Genomic DNA, 22,499 nt, shown 5'->3' on the forward strand with positions numbered 1-22,499 from the left:
AACAAGGGGGATGAGTTGAATGATGGAAGCTCTTTTAGAACCAAAGATGTTAATGACCATTGCATTAATGGGAACGATTGTATACATTACGTATTTAACAAAAAGAAATGCAACAGCATCGGATTTCTTTGTAGGAGGAAGAAGCTTTGGCTGGTTTACAAATGGTTCAGCAATTGGTGGGGATTATTTAAGTGCAGCCACATTCCTCGGTATTGCTGGATTAACATTTCAACTCGGATATGACGGAGCTTATTATGCTTTTTGTTTCTCAATTGGTTTAACCTTATTAGCTATATTCGTAGCGGGTCCTTTGAGACGATTTGGTGCATTTACGGTAGCGGATTTCTTGGGCTATCGTTTTCATAGTAAACGAGCACGACTAGTAGCGGTTGCGGTAGTATTAGCAATTTCAGGCTTTTATGCGGCTCCGCAACTATTGGGTGCTGCTCAAATTTTAAGTATGTTTTTCGGCACTTCCTATGAATTTGGCATTATCTTTACATGTGTTGTCATGATTTTTTATGTAGGTATTGGTGGAATGAAAGGAACAACCATTAACCAAGCATTGGAGCTGTGGATTCGTCTTGGTGCATTTATTGTGATGCTAGTAGCAGCGGTATATAGTGGCTTACATTACGATAAAATTCTTGCAGCTATTAATTCCTTTAGTGGTCCTATTACAGGCACCTCACCCTATGCTTTAGATGGGAATGATGTTAATTTTGATGGTGCTGCATGGACAGGGACAGGCTTTTATTTCCCAACGTTTTGGCAAACAATAAGCATGACGATTGGTTTAGCTTTAGGAACGATAGGACTTCCTCATATTTTATTGCGTTTTTATACGAATCCAAGTGCTAAAGCAGCTCGAAAATCAGCGCTAATGGCTATTGGGATTGCTAGTACGTTCTTTTTATTAGCGGTTTATTTGGGTGTTGTTGGTCGTTCAATTTTCATCTCGGGAACAGCTAGTGAAGAGGTTATGCGTGATCTTGTACTTGGCGGAAACAATATGGTGATACCGACTACAGCGCTGGCTCTAGGTGGTAAATGGTTGCTTGGCTTAGTTATAGCGGGGGCATTTGCAGCTATATTCTCCAATCTTTCAGGGCTCTTTATTACAAGCTCTGGGGCACTCGCTCATGATTTATATGCTAACATTATGAAGAAGGACATTACGCAAAAACAGCGTGTCATTGCTGGAAAAGTAGCTATCGTCCTATTGGGTATTTTGTATGGAGCACTTGGGCTTCTTGTTAAGGATGCATCTATTGGTCATTTAGTGGCGCTCGCCTTTACAGTCGCAGCAAGTACATTTACGCCAATATTCATTTTAGGTATTTGGTGGAGAGGCATGACAGAAAAAGGAGCCATTGCAGGATTACTTATTGGGCTTGGTGTATCCATGTGGATGATTTTTTTACCAGGAACTTTACCGAGTTTCTTACAGTTTAAAATTCCTGGAATTGTGACAGTTCCTGTAGGTTTCTTATCAGTGATTATTGTGTCACTATTAGATCGAAAGGTACCTGCTGATGTCAATGATTTTATGAAGCGGGTCCATTCAAAAGAATCTGAAACAGTATAAAACAATAAGTTTGGCTATTTCTATTGCTCAAAAAGTGATAGAGATAGCTTTTTTGTATGTTCAAGAGATTTGGAATCCGCCATATTTTGATGTGATATTAGTTATTGTGAATGGTGTTGATATGGTAGAATAGGTTAGATGTTGAGCGAACGGAGGAATGTTTGTGTATAAATATTACGGATTGGCTGCCTTTGTCGTATTATTGGACCAATGGACAAAGTGGTTGATTGTGAAAAATATGGAGTATGGTGAACGGATTGCTGTATTAGACCCATGGTTTGGCATTTTATCTCATCGTAATAAAGGTGCAGCATGGGGGATGCTAGAAGGGCAAATGTGGTTGTTTAGTATCGTGACAGTTGTTGTTATCTGTGCCATTGTCTATTTTTATCATAAAGAAGCAAAAGGGAAGCCAATTTTTCAAGTGGGCTTAATGCTATTACTTGGTGGAGCAATAGGGAACTTTATCGATCGTTTATTTAGAGGAGAAGTGGTCGATTTTGTAGATGTTTTAATTCCGATTATTAAGTATGATTTCCCAATTTTTAATGTGGCAGATGCTGCATTGACGATTGCTGTTGTTATACTAATGATTGGCTTAATTAGGGAAGATAAAAAAGAAAAGAAACAGGTGAAACAATGACTCAAGTAACATATACAATCGAAGAACAACAGCAAGGAGAGCGCATTGATAAAGCACTTTCAAGCTTACAATCTGAATGGTCGCGCACGCAGATTGGGAACTGGGTTAGTGACGGAAATATCAAAGTAAATGGTGACGTTGTGAAACCAAAATATAAGGTAAAAGCGGGGGACGTTATTGCTATCGATGTACCAGAAGCTGAACCGCTTGATGTAATCGCAGAAAATCTAGCACTTGATATTGTTTATGAGGATGCTGATGTTCTTGTTGTGAACAAACCAAAGGGTATGGTCGTTCATCCAGCACCAGGGCATTTGACAGGCACGCTAGTAAATGGGTTAATGTATCAATGTAAAGATTTATCGGGTATCAATGGGATTATGCGTCCAGGTATAGTCCATCGTATTGATAAAGATACATCCGGCTTATTAATGGTTGCGAAAAATGATGTAGCTCATGAATCATTAGTGGATCAGCTAGTCAATAAAACTGTTACTCGTAAATATATTGCTCTTGTACATGGGCATATTGCACATGATAAAGGGACTATTGATGCGCCAATCGGTCGTGATCAGAAGGACCGTCAGAAGCAGGCTATTGTTGATAATGGTAAACATGCAGTTACTCATTTCCATGTGGTAGAGCGCTTTGGTGATTATACGCTTGTAGAGTGCCGTCTAGAAACAGGACGAACACATCAAATTCGTGTGCATATGAATTATATCGGCTTCCCGCTTGTTGGAGATCCAAAGTATGGACCGAAAAAGACAATTGATTTTGGTGGACAAGTTCTACATGCAGCAACGCTAGGCTTCAATCATCCTACTTCAGGTGAATACTTAGAGTTTGAAACACCACTTCCTGCTGATTATGAGCAATTATTAAATGAATTACGAAATAAGCATTGACGTATACGCAAAGAAAGTCTATACTAACGACAGTGAATGAACAACCTAACTAAATATTCACCTTTAATAGCAGTCCAGAGAGGCTGAGAAGGGTCATGTGATAGTGTTGCAAAAAATTTGTGCTGCAAATTTTTCAACATGCTTTTTAAACACGTATACAACCCTCTCAGGCTATTCGCCTCGAGAGGTTTTTTTATGGACATATGGCCACATTAGATTGTAGAGAGGAGGAAACGAACTTGGCTCAAAATGAATTGTTAGATGGCCCTTCAATGGCACGAGCATTAACACGTATTGCTCATGAAATTATTGAACGTAACAAAGGAATTGATGAATGTATTTTAGTTGGCATTAAAACACGAGGTGCTTTTCTAGCCAAACGCTTGGCACAACGAATTGAAAAGATCGAAGGTAAACCGATTCGTACTGGCGAGCTTGATATTACACTTTATCGCGATGATTTAACAATGAAGCATGAAAATGAACAAGCACATGTCGAGCAAGTTGACATTGAGCATGAAGTGAAAAATCAAAAAATTATTTTAGTCGATGATGTTCTTTATACAGGGCGAACAGTTCGCGCAGCACTAGACGCTGTCATGGATTTAGGAAGACCTGGACAAATTCAACTAGCTGTTTTAGTTGATAGGGGTCATCGAGAGTTACCAATCAGAGCAGATTACGTTGGGAAAAATGTTCCGACTTCTGGCTCTGAGCGCATCATTGTCAATTTACAAGATGTGGATGGAGAAGATTGCGTTATTATTTATAAAGAAGACGAACAATAAAGTGAGGAAACAAAATGTCAAACGCAGTATTAGATATTAAGGATAAACCAACCCCACTTCAGCTAGTGACATTAAGTTTCCAGCATATGTTTGCAATGTTTGGTTCAACAATCTTAGTGCCACAGTTAGTAGGTCTTAGCCCTGCAATTGCCCTTTTAACAAGTGGGATTGCAACAATATTCTTCCTATTAATTACAAAATTTCAGGTACCTGCTTACTTAGGCTCCTCCTTTGCCTTTATTGCTCCCATATTATTGGCGGCAGGCGGTTTGAACGAGGATGGCTCCAGTGTAAACCCAGGAAATGCCATGATTGGCGCAATGGCTGTCGGAATCACGTATGGAATCGTATCTTTAATCATTTGGAAAAGTGGTTATAAGTGGATAATGAAAATTTTACCACCGATTGTAGTTGGACCAGTAATTATGGTTATTGGACTAGGCCTATCGGGTACGGCCGTGAATATGGCGATGAACGTCAATGGGGAGTATAGCTTTTTACACTTCTCAGCAGCTTTAGTCACAGTGTTTACAGCGATTATCTTCACGATTTTCTTTAAAGGAATTTTAAGTACAATGCCAATTTTGATGGGCTTAATCGTAGGCTATATTTACTCCATGATTGTCGACATTGTAGATTATACACCAATTGCCAACGCAAAATTCTTTGCTATGCCAGACTTCTTGCTACCTGGTGTGCATTATGAATTTGAAATCACAACAAAAATCCTACTTGTCATGGTACCAATCGTGATTGTAACGATTTCTGAACATATTGGTCATCAGCTTGTATTAGGAAAAGTAGTCAACCGTGATTACATTAAGGAACCTGGTTTGCACCGTTCCCTACTAGGTGATGGACTTGGCACATTTGTAAGTGCATTAATCGGTGGTCCACCTAAAACAACTTACGGTGAAAATATTGGGGTTCTAGCAATTACTCGTGTTTATAGTGTGTACGTTATCGCAGGTGCTGCAATAGTAGCCATATTACTATCATTCTTCGGGAAAGCAATGGCAGTGATTGCAACTATACCAACCGCAGTACTAGGTGGGGTATCCATCTTGCTCTTCGGTATTATCGCAGCTAGTGGTTTACGGATGCTAGTAGATAATCATATTGATTTTGGGAACAGTCGTAATCTGGTGATTGCTTCAGTGATTTTAGTCATCGGGATTGGCGGAGCGAAGTTCGTCATTTCAGAATCTTTGAGTATTGAAGGAATGGCACTAGCCGCTATCATCGGGGTGCTATTGAATGCTATATTACCAGGTAAGAAGGAAGCCGAAAAACCCGTACCATACAATCAAAATAAAAATTCATAGTAGTACCTTTTAATGAATTGTCCAGAGAGGCAAAAAAAGGGAAGTTGTGGATAGGCTAAAGTAAGGATGGTTCCCTGCTGTAGTTTGTCACGCCTCCTTATGCCTCGTTGATGACATCAACGGGGCTTTTACTTTATGAAAAGAACGTCATACATAGACGTTCATGACACACAACCTTATGGGGGTCACATGATGAAGAACTTATTATCGATGGAACATTTAACAACAGAAGAGATTAACCACATCTTAGATCTTGCGCAAGCGTTTGAAAATGGTGAAACATCATCGTTATCTCGGACTTACAATGTTGCCAACTTATTTTTTGAACCAAGTACACGGACAAAATCAAGCTTCGAAATGGCTGAGCATAAAATTGGCTGTCATATCATCCCTTTTGATGCAGGATTTTCGAGTGTGACTAAAGGGGAGACATTGTACGATACGGTCAAAACTTTAGAAATGATTGGTTTAGATGCAGTCATTATTCGAGCATCAGAAGATGAATATTATAATGAGCTACTAAATGGTATTAATGTAGCTATCATCAATGCAGGGGACGGCGCAGGACAACATCCATCCCAATCATTATTGGATCTATATACAATAAAAAAAGAGTTTGGTTATTTTGAAGGGTTGAATATTACGATTGTTGGGGATATCTCACATAGTCGAGTAGCAAAATCAAATGCCCATGCATTGCAACGTTTAGGGGCAAATGTTCATTTCCTTTGTCCAGAAGAATGGTCAGGAGGATTTGAAGCTCATCATTCTTGGGATGATTTAATCGAAATTAGCGATGTCATTATGCTATTACGTGTGCAACATGAACGTCATAAAGTAAATAAAAGCTTTTCGAAAGAAGGCTACCATCAAGAATACGGCTTAACAATTGAACGAGAAAAGCAAATGAAAGAATCAGCCATAATTATGCATCCAGCACCAGTGAATCGTGATGTAGAAATTGCTTCTGAGCTTGTAGAGTGTGGACGCTCTCGGATTTTCGAGCAGGTGCGAAATGGAGTCTACACACGGATGGCCATTGTGGAAACCATTTTAAGGGGGAGAGAATAACATGACAAAAGTACTTCAAAATGTACAAATGTTAAATGAACAAGGTGAGCTGCAAACAGTCAATATCGCCATGGCAGAAGGAAAAATTACAGCAATTGGCCAAGAGGTAACGGTAGTAGATGCAGAGGTCATTGAAGGTAATGGCTTTATTGTAGCACCAGGCTTTGTCGATGTGCATACACATTTACGAGAGCCAGGCTTTGAACATAAAGAAACAATCGCAACAGGGTCTGCCTCAGCAGCAAAAGGTGGCTTTACGACAATTTGCGCCATGCCAAATACAAAGCCAGTACCAGATTCAGTGGAAAACATGCAGCTTATTAATGGGCTGATTAAAGAAAGTGCTGTTATTCGAGTACTCCCATACGGTTCGCTAACAAAGGATATCTCTGGGGAAGTTCGAACAAATGTGGAGGAGTTAAAGGCACATGGAGCTGTAGCATTCTCAGATGATGGCGTAGGAATTCAGCTTGCTTCAACAATGTACGAGCAAATGAAGGAAGCTGCCCAGCACGATATGGTAGTTGTTGCGCATTGCGAGGACAATTCGTTAATTTATGATGGGGTTATGCATGAAGGAAAGCGTAATAAGGAGCTTGATCTTCCGGGGATTCCTTCCATTTGCGAATCCGTTCAAATTGCACGAGATGTACTGCTTGCTGAGGCTGCAGGTGCACGCTACCACGTTTGTCACGTATCAACAAAAGAATCTGTTCGTGCGGTAAGAGATGCAAAGGCAGCCGGAATTCGTGTAACTGCTGAGGTTTGTCCGCATCATTTATTACTAGAAGAAATGGATATTCCATCCGATGATGCGAACTGGAAAATGAATCCACCATTGCGTGGGGCTGATGACAAAGATTCGTTACATGCCGCACTACTTGATGGGACTATCGATTGTATCGCGACAGATCATGCGCCACATACAGTGGAAGAAAAATGCTGTGGTATGGTGGGGGCACCGTTTGGCATTGTAGGTTTCGAAACAGCCTTCCCACTACTCTATACACAATTTGTTGAAACAGGGAAATGGACTTTAAAACAATTAATAGACTGGATGTCCGTGAAAGCAGCTGAAATTTTTGATCTACCCTATGGCACATTAGCAGTTGGTGCTTCAGCGGATATGATTTTAATAGATATTCAAAAAGAACAAACAATTGATGCGGAAGGCTTTGTATCAAAAGGACGTAATACACCATTTAACGGTTGGGTTGCAAAAGGTTGGCCAGTACTAACCATTTTTGAAGGAAATATCGTATATCAGGAGGCAGAGTAATGAAAAAACGTTTACTAGTTTTAGAGGATGGCACAGTATTTACAGGTACAGCATTTGGGAGTGATCGTGCTTCACAGGGTGAGGTTGTATTTACGACAGGTATGACAGGGTATCAAGAAACAATTTCAGACCCTTCATTCTACGGTCAAATCGTTACATTGACGTATCCAATGGTAGGAAACTACGGCATTAACCGAGATGATTTTGAATCCATTACGCCAGCTATACGTGGATTTGTCGTACGCGAACTAGCTAAAACGCCTTCTAACTTCCGTTGCGATTTAACATTAGATGACTATTTAACATCGAAAGATATCCCCGGTATTGAGGGAATTGATACGCGTAAATTAACACGTATTATTCGTAGTAAAGGATCAGTAAAGGCGATTTTGACAGCAGCCAATGAAGAAGTAAATGTGAGTGAGGTTGTTGCGCAACTGCAAGCGACACCAGCTATAACACACCATGTACGTGAAGTATCGCCAAAAGCGGCCTATCCATCACCTGGACGAGGTAAACGAGTGGTCTTAATTGACTATGGTATGAAACACGGCATCCTTCGTGAATTAAATAAACGAGATTGTGATGTACTAGTAGTTCCTTACAATACGTCAGCTGAAGAAATTTTAGCTTGGCATCCAGATGGCATCATGCTCTCAAACGGACCAGGAAATCCAGAAGATGTCCAAGAAGGTATCGAAACAGTACGTAACTTAATTGGAAAAGTGCCAATGTTCGGTATTTGCTTAGGTCATCAAATCTTTTCGTTAGCTAGTGGAGCCAAGGCCTTTAAACTACCATTTGGACACCGCGGTGGCAATCATCCAGTAAAAGATTTACGCACAGGTCGTACAGATTTAACATCTCAAAATCACGGCTACGCTATCGATATCGAATCATTACAAGATACTGATTTAGAATTGACACATATCGCCTTAAATGACGGCACATGTGAAGGTGTACGTCATAAAAAATATCCTATTTTCACAGTACAATACCACCCAGAAGCATCACCGGGACCAGAAGATTCAAACCACTTATTTGATGAGTTTATCGAAATGATGGAAGTAGCAGCAGGGAAGGGGAAACAACATGCCTAAACGTACAGATATTGAAACAATTTTAGTAATCGGCTCAGGCCCAATCGTCATCGGACAAGCAGCAGAATTTGACTACGCAGGAACACAAGCGTGTTTGTCATTAAAAGAAGAGGGCTACCGTGTTATCTTAATCAACTCAAACCCTGCCACAATTATGACAGATACAGAAATTGCGGATAAAGTTTATATCGAACCTATTTCTCTTGATTTTGTCTCTCGCATTTTACGAAAAGAACGCCCAGATGCTATTTTACCAACGCTTGGTGGTCAAACTGGCCTTAACATGGCGATTGAATTAGATAAATCAGGCATTTTAGATGAGCTTGGTATAGAAATCCTAGGAACAAAACTAGATGCTATTCATAAAGCAGAGGACCGAGATTTATTCCGTAACTTAATGTACGAATTGGGTGCTCCAGTACCTGAGTCTGATATTATCCATTCCTTAGACGAAGCGAAAAAATTTGTAGTCAAAATTGGCTACCCTGTTATTGTTCGTCCAGCCTTTACGCTAGGTGGTACAGGAGGCGGTATTTGCTACAATGATCAGGATTTAGAGGAAATCGTAACATCGGGCCTTAAATATTCACCCGTAACACAATGCTTACTAGAAAAATCAATTGCAGGCTATAAAGAGATAGAATATGAAGTAATGCGCGATGCAGTAGATAATGCCATTGTAGTATGTAACATGGAAAATGTTGACCCAGTAGGAATTCACACAGGTGATTCGATTGTAGTAGCACCAACTCAGACACTATCAGATCGTGAAAATCAAATGCTGCGTAATATTTCCTTAGATATTATCCGTGCGTTAAAAATCGAAGGTGGTTGTAACGTACAGCTAGCACTAGATCCATATAGCTTCAACTACTATGTAATTGAAGTAAATCCGCGTGTGTCACGTTCTTCTGCGTTAGCCTCTAAAGCAACAGGCTATCCAATTGCCAAGCTAGCAGCAAAAATTGCAGTTGGTTTAACATTAGATGAAATTAAAAACCCTGTAACAGGTTCAACATATGCTTGCTTTGAGCCTGCACTTGATTACATTGTCGCTAAAATTCCACGTTGGCCATTCGATAAATTCGAATCAGCAAAGCGTAATCTTGGCACGCAAATGAAGGCTACTGGTGAAGTGATGGCGCTAGGCCGTACATTCGAGGAAGCGATGTTAAAGGCGGTTCGTTCACTTGAAACAGGTCAAGTACACTTAGAGCTAAAGCATGCTGAAGACAACTCTGACTCTTGGATTGAAAAACGTATCCGTAAGGCTGGAGATGAGCGTTTATTCTTCATCGGGGAAGCGTTACGCCGTGGTGTGACAATTGAACAAATCCATGAATGGTCAGCCATTGACCTATTCTTCTTAAATAAATTTAAAAACATTGTAGATATGGAACAAACGCTAGTTGACCATAAAGATGATCAAGAAGTGCTACGTACTGCAAAACGTTTAGGCTTTGCAGATAAGAAAATTGCTGAGCTTTGGAACACGACAGAAGAAGCAATCTCCGCATATCGTAAAGAGCATGGGATTATTCCTGTCTATAAAATGGTTGATACATGTGCAGCAGAGTTTGAATCTGAAACACCTTACTTCTACGGCACATATGAGGAAGAAAACGAATCGATTAAGTCAGAAAAACCGTCTGTAGTAGTACTAGGTTCAGGACCTATCCGCATCGGGCAAGGGGTAGAATTCGACTATGCTACTGTCCATTCAGTATGGGCCATTCAAGAGGCAGGCTATGAAGCAATCATTATCAACTCAAATCCAGAAACAGTGTCTACGGACTTCTCAATTTCTGATAAATTATACTTCGAGCCATTAACAATCGAGGATGTTATGCATATTATCGACTTAGAGCAGCCAATTGGAGTAGTTGTTCAATTCGGTGGTCAAACTGCGATTAATCTTGCTGATAAGTTAGCTGCAAATGGTGTGAAAATCTTAGGAACTTCTCTAGAGGATATCGACCGTGCAGAGAACCGCGATAAATTCGAACAAGCTTTACGAGACTTAGATATTCCACAGCCACAGGGTGAAACAGCGGTTTCTACAGTGGAAGCACTTGCCATTGGTGAGCGTCTAGGCTTCCCAGTACTTGTTCGTCCTTCCTATGTGCTAGGTGGACGTGCGATGGAGATTGTTTACAATCAAGAAGAGTTAAAGCACTACATGGAGAACGCAGTGGAAGCATCTCCAGATCATCCAGTTTTAGTGGACCGTTATCTAACAGGTCAGGAAATTGAAGTAGATGCTATCTGTGATGGAGAAAATGTATTGATCCCAGGTATTATGGAACATATTGAGCGCGCAGGGGTACACTCTGGTGACTCTATATCAGTTTATCCCCCACAGAAATTAACACAGTATCAAAAGGATACATTAGTAGACTATACAACACGTCTTGCAAAAGGTCTTGGAATCGTTGGTTTAATGAACATTCAATATGTAATTTCCCAAGGTGAAGTATTTGTCATCGAGGTGAATCCACGTTCATCACGTACAGTACCATTCTTAAGTAAAATTACAAATATCCCTATGGCTAATATTGCAACGAAAGCTATTTTAGGGAAATCAATTGTCGAGCAGGGCTATCCAACAGGGTTAGCGCCTGAACAAAAAGGTGTATTTGTGAAAGTTCCGGTGTTCTCATTTGCCAAATTACGCCGTGTAGATATAACATTAGGCCCTGAAATGAAATCTACTGGGGAAGTAATGGGCAAAGATGCAACTTTAGAAAAAGCACTTTATAAAGGTTTAGTTGCAGCAGGAATGGAAATTCGCACAGAAGGAACAGTATTGTTTACAGTATCTGATAAGGATAAAGAAGAAGCAATCGCATTAGCGAAACGTTTCTCAACAGTAGGCTATCGCATTGTAGCGACTGAAGGAACAGCAAAAGCATTTGAAGAAGCTGGAGTGCGCACAGATGTCGTTGGCAAGATTGGTGCGAAGGGACAAACTCTGATCGATCTGATCCAAAATGGTGAAGCTCAACTTGTTGTGAATACATTAACAAAAGGTAAGCAACCAGCTCGAGATGGTTTCCGAATCCGTCGTGAGTCTGTAGAAAATGGCGTACCTTGTCTCACATCATTAGATACAGCAGAAGCAATGGTACGTGTCATCGAATCTATGACATTTACAGCAGAGGAAATGCCAAAAGCGGAGGTAGTACACTAATATGATACGTCAAGAGAAAATGACGGTCGTCTCTCAAAAGCAAATTGCGACAAACATTTTCGAACTGACACTTCATGGTCAACTGGTTCAGGATATGACTCCTGGCCAGTTTGTCCATGTAAAGGTGTCGGATTCATTGGAGCCGCTTTTACGTCGACCGATTAGTATTGCAAATATAGATAAAGACAACAATGAATTTACAATGATCTACCGTGCTGAGGGTCGTGGTACAAAAGTGTTAGCGACAAATCGTGAAGGTCAACAGGTCAATGTCCTTGGGCCAATTGGCAATGGTTTCCCAGTAGACGCAGTAAAAGAGGGAGGAACAGCCCTGCTAGTTGGTGGAGGAATCGGAGTGCCTCCACTATACGAGCTTTCCAAGCAATTAAATGCTCGTGGTGTTAAAACAATACATGTGCTCGGCTTTCAAACGGAAGATGTATGCTTCTACGAGGAAGAATTCAGTGCCCTTGGAGAAACGCACTATGTAACGGTTGACGGCTCTAAAGGGACAAAAGGCTTTGTGACAAATGTGTTAGAGTCCAGAGCACCTGAATTCGATGTCTTTTATTCTTGTGGTCCTCTACCAATGTTAAAAGCACTTGAAGGCTTCTATCCAGAAAAAGAAGGTTATTTATCATTTGAAGAGCGTATGGGCTGCGGTATAGGTGCTTGTTTTGCATGTGTATGCAAAACAACTGATGAAGTAGCAAAAGACTATGTCAAAGTATGCTCTGATGGTCCAGTTTTCCCGAAAGGTACGGTGGCATTATGAGTCGTTTAAACATTCAATTACCAGGTTTAGATTTAAAAAACCCTATTATGCCAGCTTCAGGTTGCTTTGGCTTTGGACGTGAATATGCACAGCTTTACGATCTATCCAAGCTAGGGGCAATCATGATTAAAGCAACAACAGTTGAAACTCGTGCAGGTAATCCAACACCGCGTGTGGCTGAAACAGCAGCAGGGATGTTAAATGCAATTGGGCTACAAAATCCAGGCATTGAAAAAGTGATGAACGAGGAATTAAAATTTTTAGCGGGCTATGATGTACCAATTATCGCCAATGTGGCTGGGACGGAGACTGCGGATTATGTAGAAGTAGCAAGACGTATTTCAGCAGCACCTAATGTCAAAGCTTTAGAGCTGAATATTTCATGTCCAAATGTTAAGTGTGGTGGCATTCAATTTGGGACAGACCCTGACACAGCATGTGAGCTTGTTAAGGCGGTTAAAGCTGAATCGAATGTTCCTGTTTATGTGAAGCTATCACCGAATGTAACCAATATCGTAGACATTGCTTTGGCTGTGGAAGCGGGTGGCGCAGATGGTATAACAATGATTAACACATTAGTAGGTATGCGTTTAGATGAGCGGACAGGGAAACCAGTCATCGCGAATGGCACAGGTGGCCTATCGGGTCCTGCTGTAAAGCCTGTAGCCATCCGAATGGTTTATGAAGTATACAAGGCTGTCAAAATTCCGATAATTGGCATGGGAGGTGTAACAGAAGCACAGGATGTCATTGATTTTATGTCCGCAGGTGCTTCGGCTGTAGCAGTAGGAACAGCAAATTTTGTAGACCACTTCGTTTGCCCAAATATTATTGATGAATTACCAGCCAAGCTTGACGCACTTGGGGTAGAACATATTACAGATATTATTGGAAGGAGCCATCGTTGATGAATACTAAACCTATACTAGCATTAGATTTTCCAGGAGAAAAAGAAGTATTCGATTTTTTAAAGCACTTCAATGAGCCTCTTTTCGTGAAAATTGGTATGGAATTATATATGCAAGAAGGGCCTGATATTGTTCACAAAGTAAAAGAATTAGGTCATGATATTTTCCTTGATTTAAAACTGCATGATATCCCGAATACAGTAGGCTCTGCTATGAAGGGCTTAGCAAAACTAGGAGTAAATCTAGTCAATGTCCATGCGGCAGGTGGTCGTCCAATGATGGAGGCTGCCCTAGAAGGTCTAGAAGCAGGAACATCTGCTGGCAAGGAACGTCCAGCATTAATTGCCGTAACACAATTAACTTCCACAACAGAGGAGCAAATGCAGGCGGAGCAAAGAATTGCTTTATCCTTACAGGAGTCTGTTCTACATTATGCGCGTCTAACAAAACAAGCTGGCTTACAAGGTGTTGTTTGTTCAGTACACGAGTCTAAGGCAATAGCTGAAGTGTGTGGAGATCAGTTTCTTCGTGTAACGCCTGGGATTCGTCTAGCAGGTGGCGCTGCACACGATCAAAAACGTATTGCCACACCAGATGGGGCAAAGCGTGATGGTTCGTCACTCATCGTTGTTGGACGTGCTGTAACAGGTGCACAGGATCCAGTAGTGGCATATAAAATCGTAAGTGAATTATGGGAGGCATAAATAATGACATTACAAAATGAAATTGCACACGCTATGCTAAAGGTGGGTGCTGTAGAATTAAATCCAACAGAATTATTTACATGGGCATCTGGAATTAAATCACCTATTTACTGTGATACACGTTTAACAATCTCTGACCCTGTTATTCGTAAGCAACTTGCGAATGGCTTAGCAGCTGTAATTAAAGAGAGTTTTGGTGCGACAGAAATAGTAGCAGGTACAGCAACAGCAGGTATCCCACATGCAGCATGGGTAAGTGATATTTTAGAATTACCAATGGTTTATGTACGCTCTAAAGCGAAAGAACATGGACGTGGTAATCAAATTGAAGGAAAATACGCAGCGGGTCAAAAAGTGGTTGTAGTAGAGGATATCGTCTCTACAGGTGGTTCTTCGATTACAGCAGTTGAAGCATTGCGTGCAGCAGGCTGTGAAGTACTAGGAGTTGTTTGTGTCTACACATACAATCTCCCACGAGCTGAACAAGCATTTGATGAAGCAGGCATCCAATATGTCTCATTAACTAACTTCGATTATCTGATTGAAGCAGCAAATGAATCAGGTGCTATTAAAGAAGAAGATATTCCATCCTTAAAAGAGTGGCATGCGAAATTAAAGGCTGGAGAGCTTTAATGAGAAGCTGTTCTATAGGTTATTTGACCTGTAGAACAGCTTTTTTCTTCCTATTTAAATAGGGAGAGGATATTTAAAATTGAATACTAAAACCATTAAAACGATGTATACCTGTCCCAAAACGTACTAGATTATTCTCTCGAAGTGTAATAACTGCCTTTTTTACCTCTAATAAAATAGAAGGGTCAAGGCCTAATGTATGATGTGATCCGAAAATTTTCGTAAGCGAAGATAAGTTAGCTATTTTCTCTAAAGATTGGACTAAGTCCTCAGGGCTAGTAGTTGGAAAAAATGCATAAATAGGAGCGTGATCATATAGTAAGTCCCCTGTAAACAGATAACCATATTTATGATCCAAAAGAGCAATATGGCCAGGAGAGTGCCCTGGCGTGTGGAGAATAGATAATTTTCGGTTTCCTATATTTATAATATCACCATCTTCTAATATACCTGAAGGCTGTCCCTGAAAAGGCTTGTAGTTCGATGGATTAAACGTTTTAGGTGTAGGTAAGGTAATATTACGTCCAACATCCGTTCTGATCTGTTCGATAGATAATTTAGGGATACCATGGATTAGCCAATCAACTTCATCCTTATGAACATAAATATCATCAAACGCTCCATGACTACCAATATGGTCCCAATGGACATGTGTTGTAATCACAGAAATGGGCAAAGAGGTTAATTGTTTACTAATTCTTTGAATATTATCGACCCCAAGACCTGTATCAATGAGAACAGCGCGTTTTTCCCCAAGCAATAAAAAAGAATGCACTTTTTCCCAATGACCATATTCACTAATAGCATACGTTTCATTATTGATTTCTTCTACTGTAAACCATGTATCATTAATTTTTGCCATCACAGACAACCTTTCCTTATACAGAATTTAAAAATAATATAATAAAACTTTGTCATTGGAAATTTTAACATAAAAACATGTAATTTCCTTTAAAAATATTCTAAATAGTATTTCTATATTGAATATTATATAAAAATTCGTCAATTTGGATTAATTAAGAAGTATGGTAGGTAGCCAAAAACTAAAAGCTTTAAATTGTTTTCTCAAAGTAATTTGAAATAGTAGCACTTCAACGCCCGAAATTATTCATTGAAAATAAAAATGTGTGAAATATAACTTTACCATAAAAGTTAACTTTTAATTTTTTGCTATAAATTACTTGTATCCTTGAGATTAAGAGCATTTTATTTGAGAATATAAATTTATGATGTATTTTTTTTATTATATTTACATAATTTTTATTTGTGAAAATTGTAACTTTGTAAAGAAAAAGTAAAATATTTCTTACAGTCAAAATTATTTTTTTGAGGGAGATGTCTGGTGGAAATTTATAAGCCGGATTGAAATAATTTGAAAAAGGGACTTGCGTTTATACATGTTTTCTAGCTAAAATAATAGCACAGTTTAATTTTCAGATAATTCTATTAGTGGATGACGAGTTGAAGGCGAAAAATTTATTAAAATCAAACTTGCCAAGATAAAAATGAGAGGAGAAGAGAGAAAAACTAAATATAATTCTGATATAAAAAGTATTATTTGTATTTTCAGAATATTGAATTATAGAGGAGAGATTGTTTGAATACAGCAAAAGACTTACTAACAATAACAAATTTGACTACAAGTTTTCGCATAAAAGATACATACCACGCTGCTGTAGATGATGTCTCGCTTTCACTTCAAAAAAATGAGGTATTAGCAATAGTCGGAGAATCCGGTTGTGGTAAAAGTACGTTAGCGACTACTATTGTAGGCTTGCACAATGAAGTAAATACAAAGGTTACTGGTGATATTTTTTATAATAATCAAAATCTAGCTAAATTGAATGACCAACAATTTAATAACTTACGTGGTAATGATATAGGATTTATTTTTCAGGACCCACTTTCAGCACTTAACCCTTTAATGAGAATTAGCGAACAAATTGAAGAGGGGTTAATCTATCATACAAAGCTTTCAAAACAACAGCGAAGTGAAAGAGTATTAGAATTACTAAATCAAGTTGGGATTGCAAACCCAGAACGTGTAGCTAGACAATTTCCTCATCAATTATCTGGGGGTATGCGTCAACGTGTCATGATTGCAATCGCCTTATCATGTAAGCCTGCTATTTTAATTGCTGATGAACCAACAACAGCTTTAGATGTTACAATTCAGGCTCAAATTTTGGACCTGCTAAAAGCATTACAGACTGAGACAGAGACAGGCATTATTCTCATTACGCATGATTTAGGTGTTGTAGCAGAGATGGCTGACCGAGTTGTAGTTATGTACGCAGGTGAAGTCGTAGAAGAGGCGCCCGTTCAGGAGTTATTCAACAATCCAAGGCACCCTTACACTCGTTCACTATTAAATTCAATTCCACAAACACATAGCGAAAATGAAAGACTCGAGGTTATTCAAGGAATGGTACCATCCTTAATTAATTTACCTCGAGAAGGTTGTCGTTTTTCAGGACGTATTCCGTGGATTGATGCATCTTCACATGAAGCAAAACCACAATTACATGAAATTGCACCAGGACATTTTGTGAGATGTACCTGCTGGAAACACTTTCATTTCGAAGGTGAAGAAGGGGGCGGGACTGTATGAGCTTTATGCAAATTAAAGATTTAAGTGTTCACTATCCAATACGTGGTGGATTTTTTAATACCGTTGTTGATCGAGTATATGCAGTGGATGGCGTAACAATGGAGTTCGAAAAGGGCAAGACATATGGGTTAGTCGGAGAATCAGGATCAGGTAAATCAACAACAGGAAAAGCGATCATTGGCTTAGAAAAAATCACCTCAGGTCAAATTTATTATGAGGGTGAAAATGTGACAAATCAGCAGAGAAAAAGGGATTCTGCTTATAACAGAGACATACAAATGATTTTCCAAGATTCTCATTCAAGTATGAATCCTAGAAAACGCGTTCTCGATATTTTAGCAGAGCCTATTCGTAATTTTATGAAGCTTAGTGATCAAGAGGAACGCAAGCGCATTAAAGAGTTGCTTGCTATTGTTGGGATGTCAGAAGATGTTTTATTAAAATATCCCCATGAATTTTCAGGTGGTCAAAAGCAACGCCTCGGTATTGCGCGAGCGGTTGCTTGTAACCCTAAAATGATTATTGCAGATGAGCCTGTTTCAGCGCTTGATCTATCAGTACAGGCACAAGTATTGAACTTTATGAAAGATATCCAAAATGAGTATGGTCTTACATACTTATTCATTTCCCATGATTTAGGTGTTGTTAAACATATGTGTGATCACATTTCTATTATGTATAAAGGACGCTTTGTGGAAACTGGCACAAGACATGATATTTATAAAAATCCGCAACATATATACACGAACCGACTTTTATCAGCTATTCCAAACATCGAACCAGAGACTAGGAATGAGCGTAAATTAATTCGACAACAAGTAGAAGGAAATTATCAACAAGAGCAACATAAATACTATGATGAGCATGGAAAAGTCTATCCACTGAAATCCATTTCAGACACACATATGGTTGCAATGTCAGGAGGAATGTGAAATGTGGAAAACAATAGCTAGAAGAGTAATTTTAATGATTCCTCAAATGTTTGTGTTAAGCTTAATTATTTTTATTTTAGCAAAACAAATGCCGGGTGATCCTTTTACAGGGTTAATTACACCAGAAACAGACCCTGCACGTATTGAAGAACTTAGAATTCAAGCGGGTTATTATGATCCATGGTATGTACAATATTATCATTGGGTGATCAATGCCTTTCAGGGTGATTTTGGACAAAGCTATACATATAAACTTGCAGTGTCCTCATTGATTGGCGAGCGTGCATTAAACACATTTTGGCTTGCCCTACTTAGTACCATCCTTGTTTATTTAATAGCTATCCCTTTAGGGATGATAGCTGGACGTAAGCAGGATACTTTGTATGATAAGTCAATTACTCTGTATAGCTTTATAAGCTATGCAATACCAACCTTTGTATTGGGCTTAATTTTCTTATATATTTTTGGCTATCGTTTAATGTGGTTTCCAACGAGTGGAACAGTCGATGTAGGTGTAGAGCCTGGAACGCTCGAGTATTATTGGAATCGCTTGTATCATTTAATACTACCTGCAATGACGTATGCCATTTTAGCGACAACGACGATTATTCAATACTTACGTTCAGAAATTATTGATGCCAAAACACAGGATTATGTTAAAACCGCTCGTAGTAAAGGCGTACCGATGAAAAAAATCTATAGAAGACATATTTTCCGTAACTCTTTATTACCAATTGCGGCCTTCCTTGGCTTTACAATTACAGGTTTATTAGGCGGCTCGATTTTCATAGAGACAATTTTTGGCTTCCCGGGCATGGGTCAATTATTCATCCATTCCGTAACAAGTCGCGATTATAGTGTTATTACAGCTCTTGTTATGCTTTATGGCTTCTTAGCGTTATTAGGTAGTCTATTGTCAGATATCATTATGAGCATTGTTGATCCACGTATCCGCATAGACTAACAGTTACATTGAACGCATAAGGAGAGGTGAATAAAATGGAGCAAAAAAATGATGTAGTAAAAGTTGAAAGTATGCCACCAACAGGAATTCAAGTCGTGATCCGTGAATTCAGAAAAGATAAATTAGCATTATTGTCATTTATTGGAATAACATTGCTTATAATTGTAATATTGATTATGTCCGCCTTTATGAATCAGGATGAAATATTACGAATTAAATTATTAGAGCGTTTTACAGAGCCTGGTGTTAATGGATATATCCTTGGGGCTGATGAGGCTGGTCGTGATATGTATGGACAGCTAATTATCGGTGCGAAAAATTCTATATTAATTGCAGTTGCTATTACCCTTATTGCAAATGCCTTAGGGATCGCACTAGGTATTATAATGGGCTATTATGGCGGCTTTATCGATAATTTATTTATGCGTATCATTGATTTTCTTATGACCTTACCGACATTAATGATTATCATTGTGTTAGTTACTATTATTCCAAAATATGGTGTTTTTGAGTTGATTTTAATTTTAAGTGCCTTTCAATGGATAAGTACTGCGCGTCTCGTTCGAAGTAAAGCTTTATCTGAAGGACGTAGAGATTATGTAAGTGCCTCGAAAACAATGGGGACTAGTGATTTTGCCATTATGTTTAAAGGGATACTACCAAATTTAAGTTCGTTGCTAATAGTAGAGTTAACGTTAAACTTTGCAGGGAATGTTGGCATTGAAACGGGTCTATCTTTCTTAGGCTTTGGTTTACCACCATCTACACCTAGCTTAGGGACGTTAGTAAGCTATGCAACAAACCCGGTAGTATTATCTTCAAAATGGTGGATTTGGTTGCCCGCATCATTATTAATTTTAGTATTGATGCTTGGTATAAATTATGTCGGTCAAGCGCTAAGACGTGCTGCTGACGCAAAACAACGATTAGGATAAAGGGGAGGATTTACACATGAAGAAAAATTGGTTATTTTTGTCCATTTTATTTGCATTCATGCTAGTTTTAGCAGCCTGCAGTGGTGGAGGCAATGGGTCTGAAAAAGGCGGAGAAACTGATAACACAGAAAAGTCTGGTGAAACAGAAAAATCCGGCGAGTCTGAAGGAACTAGTGATTCATTATTACCAACGGAAGTAACAAATGAAGGAGACGCAATCCAAGGTGGTACATTACGCGTAGGACTTGTAACAAGCTCTCCGTTCCAAGGTATTTTCAACTGGGAACTATACGAAGATGCTTATGATTCAGAAATTTTAGCCTTTGCGTCTAATGTGCTTTTTGAACAAGATGGAAACTTCCTTGTTACAGACAAAGGTATTGCAAAGTTAGACGTTGATGCTGATGCAAAAACAGCAACTGTCACAATTCAAGGTGATTATAAATGGTCAGATGGTACACCTTTAACTGCTGATGATCTAATTTTCCCATATGAGCTAATTGGTCATCCAGATTATACAGGTGTTCGTTATGATGATGATTTTAAAAACATTGTAGGTGCAGAAGAATATCATAGTGGTAAAGCAGATACAATTTCAGGTATTACAAAAGTTGATGACAAGAGTATTAAAATCCAACTTAAAAAAGTATCACCAGCTATTTACTCCATTGGTGATGGTTTATGGGCTTATGCTGAACCTAAACATCAATTAGAATCTATTCCAGTGAAAGATTTACTTGCTTCAGATGCAGTACGTAAAAATCCAGTAACACTTGGTGCATTTAAAATTGATAAAGTCGTAAATGGTGAGTCTGTACAGTTTGTAGCAAACGAACATTATTTTAAAGGTAAGCCAAAAGTGGATAAAGTAGTACTTGAGGTTGTTCCACCAACTTCAATTGGTGAAGCATTACGTACTGGAAAATATGATATTGCTACATCATACCCAACTAATCAGTATGATAGTATTAAGGATTTACAAAACATAGCATTATTAGGTCGTCCAGAATTATCATATTCGTATATCGGCTTTAAATTAGGAAAATACGATACAACAAATAAAGTAAACGTATTTGATGAAAAGTCAAAAATGAATAGTATTGAATTACGTCAGGCTGTTGCATTTGCAATGGATGTTGAAGGTGTTGCAGAAAAATTCTATCAAGGATTACGTGAGCGCGGAAATTCTTTAATTCCACCAGTATTTGCATCCTATTATGATGCATCATTAGAAGGCTATAATTATGATCCTGAAAAAGCAAAAGAATTATTAGACAAAGCGGGCTTTAAAGATGTAGATGGTGACGGTATTCGTGAAGATAAAGATGGTAAAAAATTCTCTATTCGATTAGCTTCAATGGCTGGTTCAGAAACAGATGAAGCGATTGTTGAATACTTCCGTCAAAACTGGAAAGAAGTGGGATTAGACGTACAATTAACAACAGGTCGTCTTATTGAATTCAATGCTTTCTACGATAAAGTTCAAGCAGATGATCCAGAAATCGATATGTATCAAGCTGCATGGGGAACTGGAACAAATCCATCTCCTAAAGGTTTATATGGTGAAGGTGCTGAATTTAACTTTAGCCGCTATGTATCTCCTGAATTAACAAAATTATTAGACACTATTGACTCAGAAGAGGCAATGGACCAAGATACACGTACAAAGGCTTTCAGAGAGTGGCAAGAATATATGAGTGAAAAAGCAATGGTAGTACCAACTTTCTTCCGTACAGAAATAATTCCTGTTAATAAACGCGTGAAAAACTGGAATGCATCTTATGATAATGGAACTTCTGATAATCTTCAAACAATTGAATTATTAGCTGATCAACCTATTAAATAGTTTATTATTAATCAAAAAAGCAGCTTTTCTACAAAGAAGAAAAGCTGCTTTTTTAATAATACAATTCAAAAAATACTTAGATTATATTAGGAAATATTCAAAGTAAGGCAATATAGTGAGCTGTTATCTAAAATTGATAGTTAGTTAAGGTCTTTGTAGCAAGGCTTGAAGCCACACTAGAAGGGGAATACTGCTTTCCAAAGAAATACTTATAAGTTCCCACAAAAAGCAAATAAAAGTTTTGATATGTATTTCATTCTTTTATTAATATCAATAATATATAACCTGATAAATGGAAT

19 protein-coding genes are annotated in these 22,499 nt (G+C 38.7%); 18 read left to right on the plus strand and 1 reads right to left on the minus strand.

The features are described from left to right. Nucleotides 1-19 precede the first annotated feature (19 nt). The 13 genes from B3D94_RS12710 (at nucleotide 20) to pyrE (ending at nucleotide 14,912) form a co-directional block, all read left to right on the plus strand. Nucleotides 20-1,588 (plus strand): cation acetate symporter, encoded by a 1,569-nt coding sequence (locus tag B3D94_RS12710; RefSeq protein WP_036147375.1) that lies wholly within the window; start codon nucleotides 20-22, stop codon nucleotides 1,586-1,588. Between the two features lie 163 nt (nucleotides 1,589-1,751). Further along, nucleotides 1,752-2,231 carry a signal peptidase II gene (gene lspA, locus B3D94_RS12715; protein ID WP_291757524.1) on the plus strand — a complete coding sequence of 160 codons (480 nt, stop codon included), beginning with the start codon at nucleotides 1,752-1,754 and terminating at the stop codon, nucleotides 2,229-2,231. Continuing rightward, on the plus strand, nucleotides 2,228-3,139 hold the full coding sequence (locus tag B3D94_RS12720) for an RluA family pseudouridine synthase (RefSeq protein ID WP_069480292.1): 912 nt from the start codon (nucleotides 2,228-2,230) through the stop codon (nucleotides 3,137-3,139). The genes lspA and B3D94_RS12720 overlap by 4 nt, the downstream gene beginning before the upstream one ends. Before the next feature lie 239 nt (nucleotides 3,140-3,378). After that, on the plus strand, nucleotides 3,379-3,927 hold the full coding sequence (gene pyrR, locus B3D94_RS12725; protein WP_025113865.1) for a bifunctional pyr operon transcriptional regulator/uracil phosphoribosyltransferase PyrR: 549 nt from the start codon (nucleotides 3,379-3,381) through the stop codon (nucleotides 3,925-3,927). Nucleotides 3,928-3,941: 14 nt separating this feature from the next. Continuing rightward, nucleotides 3,942-5,252 (plus strand): uracil-xanthine permease family protein, encoded by a 1,311-nt coding sequence (locus tag B3D94_RS12730; RefSeq protein WP_031418932.1) that lies wholly within the window; start codon nucleotides 3,942-3,944, stop codon nucleotides 5,250-5,252. 192 nt (nucleotides 5,253-5,444) lie between these two features. After that, nucleotides 5,445-6,323 (plus strand): aspartate carbamoyltransferase catalytic subunit, encoded by an 879-nt coding sequence (locus B3D94_RS12735; RefSeq protein ID WP_291760524.1) that lies wholly within the window; start codon nucleotides 5,445-5,447, stop codon nucleotides 6,321-6,323. 1 nt (nucleotide 6,324) lies between these two features. Continuing rightward, nucleotides 6,325-7,602 carry a dihydroorotase gene (locus B3D94_RS12740; RefSeq protein WP_291757531.1) on the plus strand — a complete coding sequence of 426 codons (1,278 nt, stop codon included), beginning with the start codon at nucleotides 6,325-6,327 and terminating at the stop codon, nucleotides 7,600-7,602. Continuing rightward, a complete protein-coding gene (locus tag B3D94_RS12745; protein WP_291757533.1) occupies nucleotides 7,602-8,702 on the plus strand; it encodes a carbamoyl phosphate synthase small subunit in 1,101 nt (366 codons plus the stop codon). The genes B3D94_RS12740 and B3D94_RS12745 overlap by 1 nt, the downstream gene beginning before the upstream one ends. Further along, entirely contained in the window at nucleotides 8,695-11,892 is a 3,198-nt protein-coding gene (gene carB, locus B3D94_RS12750) for a carbamoyl-phosphate synthase large subunit (RefSeq protein WP_291757535.1), read from the plus strand. The genes B3D94_RS12745 and carB overlap by 8 nt, the downstream gene beginning before the upstream one ends. 1 nt (nucleotide 11,893) lies before the next feature. Next, nucleotides 11,894-12,667, plus strand: coding sequence for a dihydroorotate dehydrogenase electron transfer subunit (locus tag B3D94_RS12755; protein ID WP_291757537.1), 774 nt, complete (start codon nucleotides 11,894-11,896; stop codon nucleotides 12,665-12,667). After that, nucleotides 12,664-13,575, plus strand: a complete 912-nt coding sequence (locus B3D94_RS12760; protein ID WP_069480298.1) for a dihydroorotate dehydrogenase — start codon at nucleotides 12,664-12,666, stop codon at nucleotides 13,573-13,575. The genes B3D94_RS12755 and B3D94_RS12760 overlap by 4 nt, the downstream gene beginning before the upstream one ends. Beyond that, nucleotides 13,575-14,279: an orotidine-5'-phosphate decarboxylase gene (gene pyrF / locus B3D94_RS12765; RefSeq protein WP_291757539.1), complete on the plus strand. Its 705-nt coding sequence runs from the start codon at nucleotides 13,575-13,577 to the stop codon at nucleotides 14,277-14,279. The genes B3D94_RS12760 and pyrF overlap by 1 nt, the downstream gene beginning before the upstream one ends. Nucleotides 14,280-14,282: 3 nt before the next feature. Continuing rightward, nucleotides 14,283-14,912 (plus strand): orotate phosphoribosyltransferase, encoded by a 630-nt coding sequence (gene pyrE / locus B3D94_RS12770; RefSeq protein WP_069480300.1) that lies wholly within the window; start codon nucleotides 14,283-14,285, stop codon nucleotides 14,910-14,912. A gap of 73 nt (nucleotides 14,913-14,985) precedes the next feature. On the opposite strand, the gene B3D94_RS12775 is transcribed toward pyrE, so the two are convergent. Then, complete coding sequence (locus B3D94_RS12775) at nucleotides 14,986-15,774, minus strand: MBL fold metallo-hydrolase (RefSeq protein WP_291757541.1); 789 nt, start codon at nucleotides 15,772-15,774, stop codon at nucleotides 14,986-14,988. Nucleotides 15,775-16,509: 735 nt separating this feature from the next. Between B3D94_RS12775 and B3D94_RS12780 the strand changes: the two genes are divergently transcribed. The 5 genes from B3D94_RS12780 to B3D94_RS12800 are packed head-to-tail and all read left to right on the plus strand — an operon-like array spanning nucleotide 16,510 to nucleotide 22,200. Further along, a complete protein-coding gene (locus tag B3D94_RS12780) occupies nucleotides 16,510-17,523 on the plus strand; it encodes an ABC transporter ATP-binding protein (RefSeq protein ID WP_012293192.1) in 1,014 nt (337 codons plus the stop codon). After that, nucleotides 17,520-18,455, plus strand: coding sequence for an ATP-binding cassette domain-containing protein (locus tag B3D94_RS12785; RefSeq protein WP_069480302.1), 936 nt, complete (start codon nucleotides 17,520-17,522; stop codon nucleotides 18,453-18,455). The genes B3D94_RS12780 and B3D94_RS12785 overlap by 4 nt, the downstream gene beginning before the upstream one ends. 1 nt (nucleotide 18,456) lies before the next feature. Then, complete coding sequence (opp4B, locus tag B3D94_RS12790; RefSeq protein WP_008173810.1) at nucleotides 18,457-19,419, plus strand: oligopeptide ABC transporter permease; 963 nt, start codon at nucleotides 18,457-18,459, stop codon at nucleotides 19,417-19,419. Nucleotides 19,420-19,454: 35 nt separating this feature from the next. Next, a complete protein-coding gene (locus B3D94_RS12795; RefSeq protein WP_204162639.1) occupies nucleotides 19,455-20,354 on the plus strand; it encodes an ABC transporter permease in 900 nt (299 codons plus the stop codon). 16 nt (nucleotides 20,355-20,370) lie between these two features. After that, nucleotides 20,371-22,200: an oligopeptide ABC transporter substrate-binding protein gene (locus B3D94_RS12800; RefSeq protein WP_291757548.1), complete on the plus strand. Its 1,830-nt coding sequence runs from the start codon at nucleotides 20,371-20,373 to the stop codon at nucleotides 22,198-22,200. Nucleotides 22,201-22,499: the final 299 nt, after the last annotated feature.

The organism is Lysinibacillus sp. UBA5990, from assembly GCF_002429815.1.
GTDB lineage: Bacteria > Bacillota > Bacilli > Bacillales_A > Planococcaceae > Lysinibacillus > Lysinibacillus fusiformis.

Bases quoted from the DNA above. Each gene is read 5' to 3' on its own strand.
- B3D94_RS12710 (WP_036147375.1), top strand. From the start codon at position 20: ATGATGGAAGCTCTTTTAGAACCAAAGATGTTAATGACCATTGCATTA.
- B3D94_RS12745 (WP_291757533.1), top strand. From the start codon at position 7,602: ATGAAAAAACGTTTACTAGTTTTAGAGGATGGCACAGTATTTACAGGT.
- B3D94_RS12740 (WP_291757531.1), top strand. From the start codon at position 6,325: ATGACAAAAGTACTTCAAAATGTACAAATGTTAAATGAACAAGGTGAG.
- B3D94_RS12730 (WP_031418932.1), top strand. From the start codon at position 3,942: ATGTCAAACGCAGTATTAGATATTAAGGATAAACCAACCCCACTTCAG.
- B3D94_RS12785 (WP_069480302.1), top strand. From the start codon at position 17,520: ATGAGCTTTATGCAAATTAAAGATTTAAGTGTTCACTATCCAATACGT.
- opp4B (WP_008173810.1), top strand. From the start codon at position 18,457: ATGTGGAAAACAATAGCTAGAAGAGTAATTTTAATGATTCCTCAAATG.
- B3D94_RS12735 (WP_291760524.1), top strand. From the start codon at position 5,445: ATGAAGAACTTATTATCGATGGAACATTTAACAACAGAAGAGATTAAC.
- B3D94_RS12795 (WP_204162639.1), top strand. From the start codon at position 19,455: ATGGAGCAAAAAAATGATGTAGTAAAAGTTGAAAGTATGCCACCAACA.
- B3D94_RS12760 (WP_069480298.1), top strand. From the start codon at position 12,664: ATGAGTCGTTTAAACATTCAATTACCAGGTTTAGATTTAAAAAACCCT.
- carB (WP_291757535.1), top strand. From the start codon at position 8,695: ATGCCTAAACGTACAGATATTGAAACAATTTTAGTAATCGGCTCAGGC.
- B3D94_RS12720 (WP_069480292.1), top strand. From the start codon at position 2,228: ATGACTCAAGTAACATATACAATCGAAGAACAACAGCAAGGAGAGCGC.
- B3D94_RS12755 (WP_291757537.1), top strand. From the start codon at position 11,894: ATGATACGTCAAGAGAAAATGACGGTCGTCTCTCAAAAGCAAATTGCG.
- B3D94_RS12775 (WP_291757541.1), bottom strand. From the start codon at position 15,774: ATGGCAAAAATTAATGATACATGGTTTACAGTAGAAGAAATCAATAAT.
- pyrF (WP_291757539.1), top strand. From the start codon at position 13,575: ATGAATACTAAACCTATACTAGCATTAGATTTTCCAGGAGAAAAAGAA.
- pyrE (WP_069480300.1), top strand. From the start codon at position 14,283: ATGACATTACAAAATGAAATTGCACACGCTATGCTAAAGGTGGGTGCT.
- B3D94_RS12800 (WP_291757548.1), top strand. From the start codon at position 20,371: ATGAAGAAAAATTGGTTATTTTTGTCCATTTTATTTGCATTCATGCTA.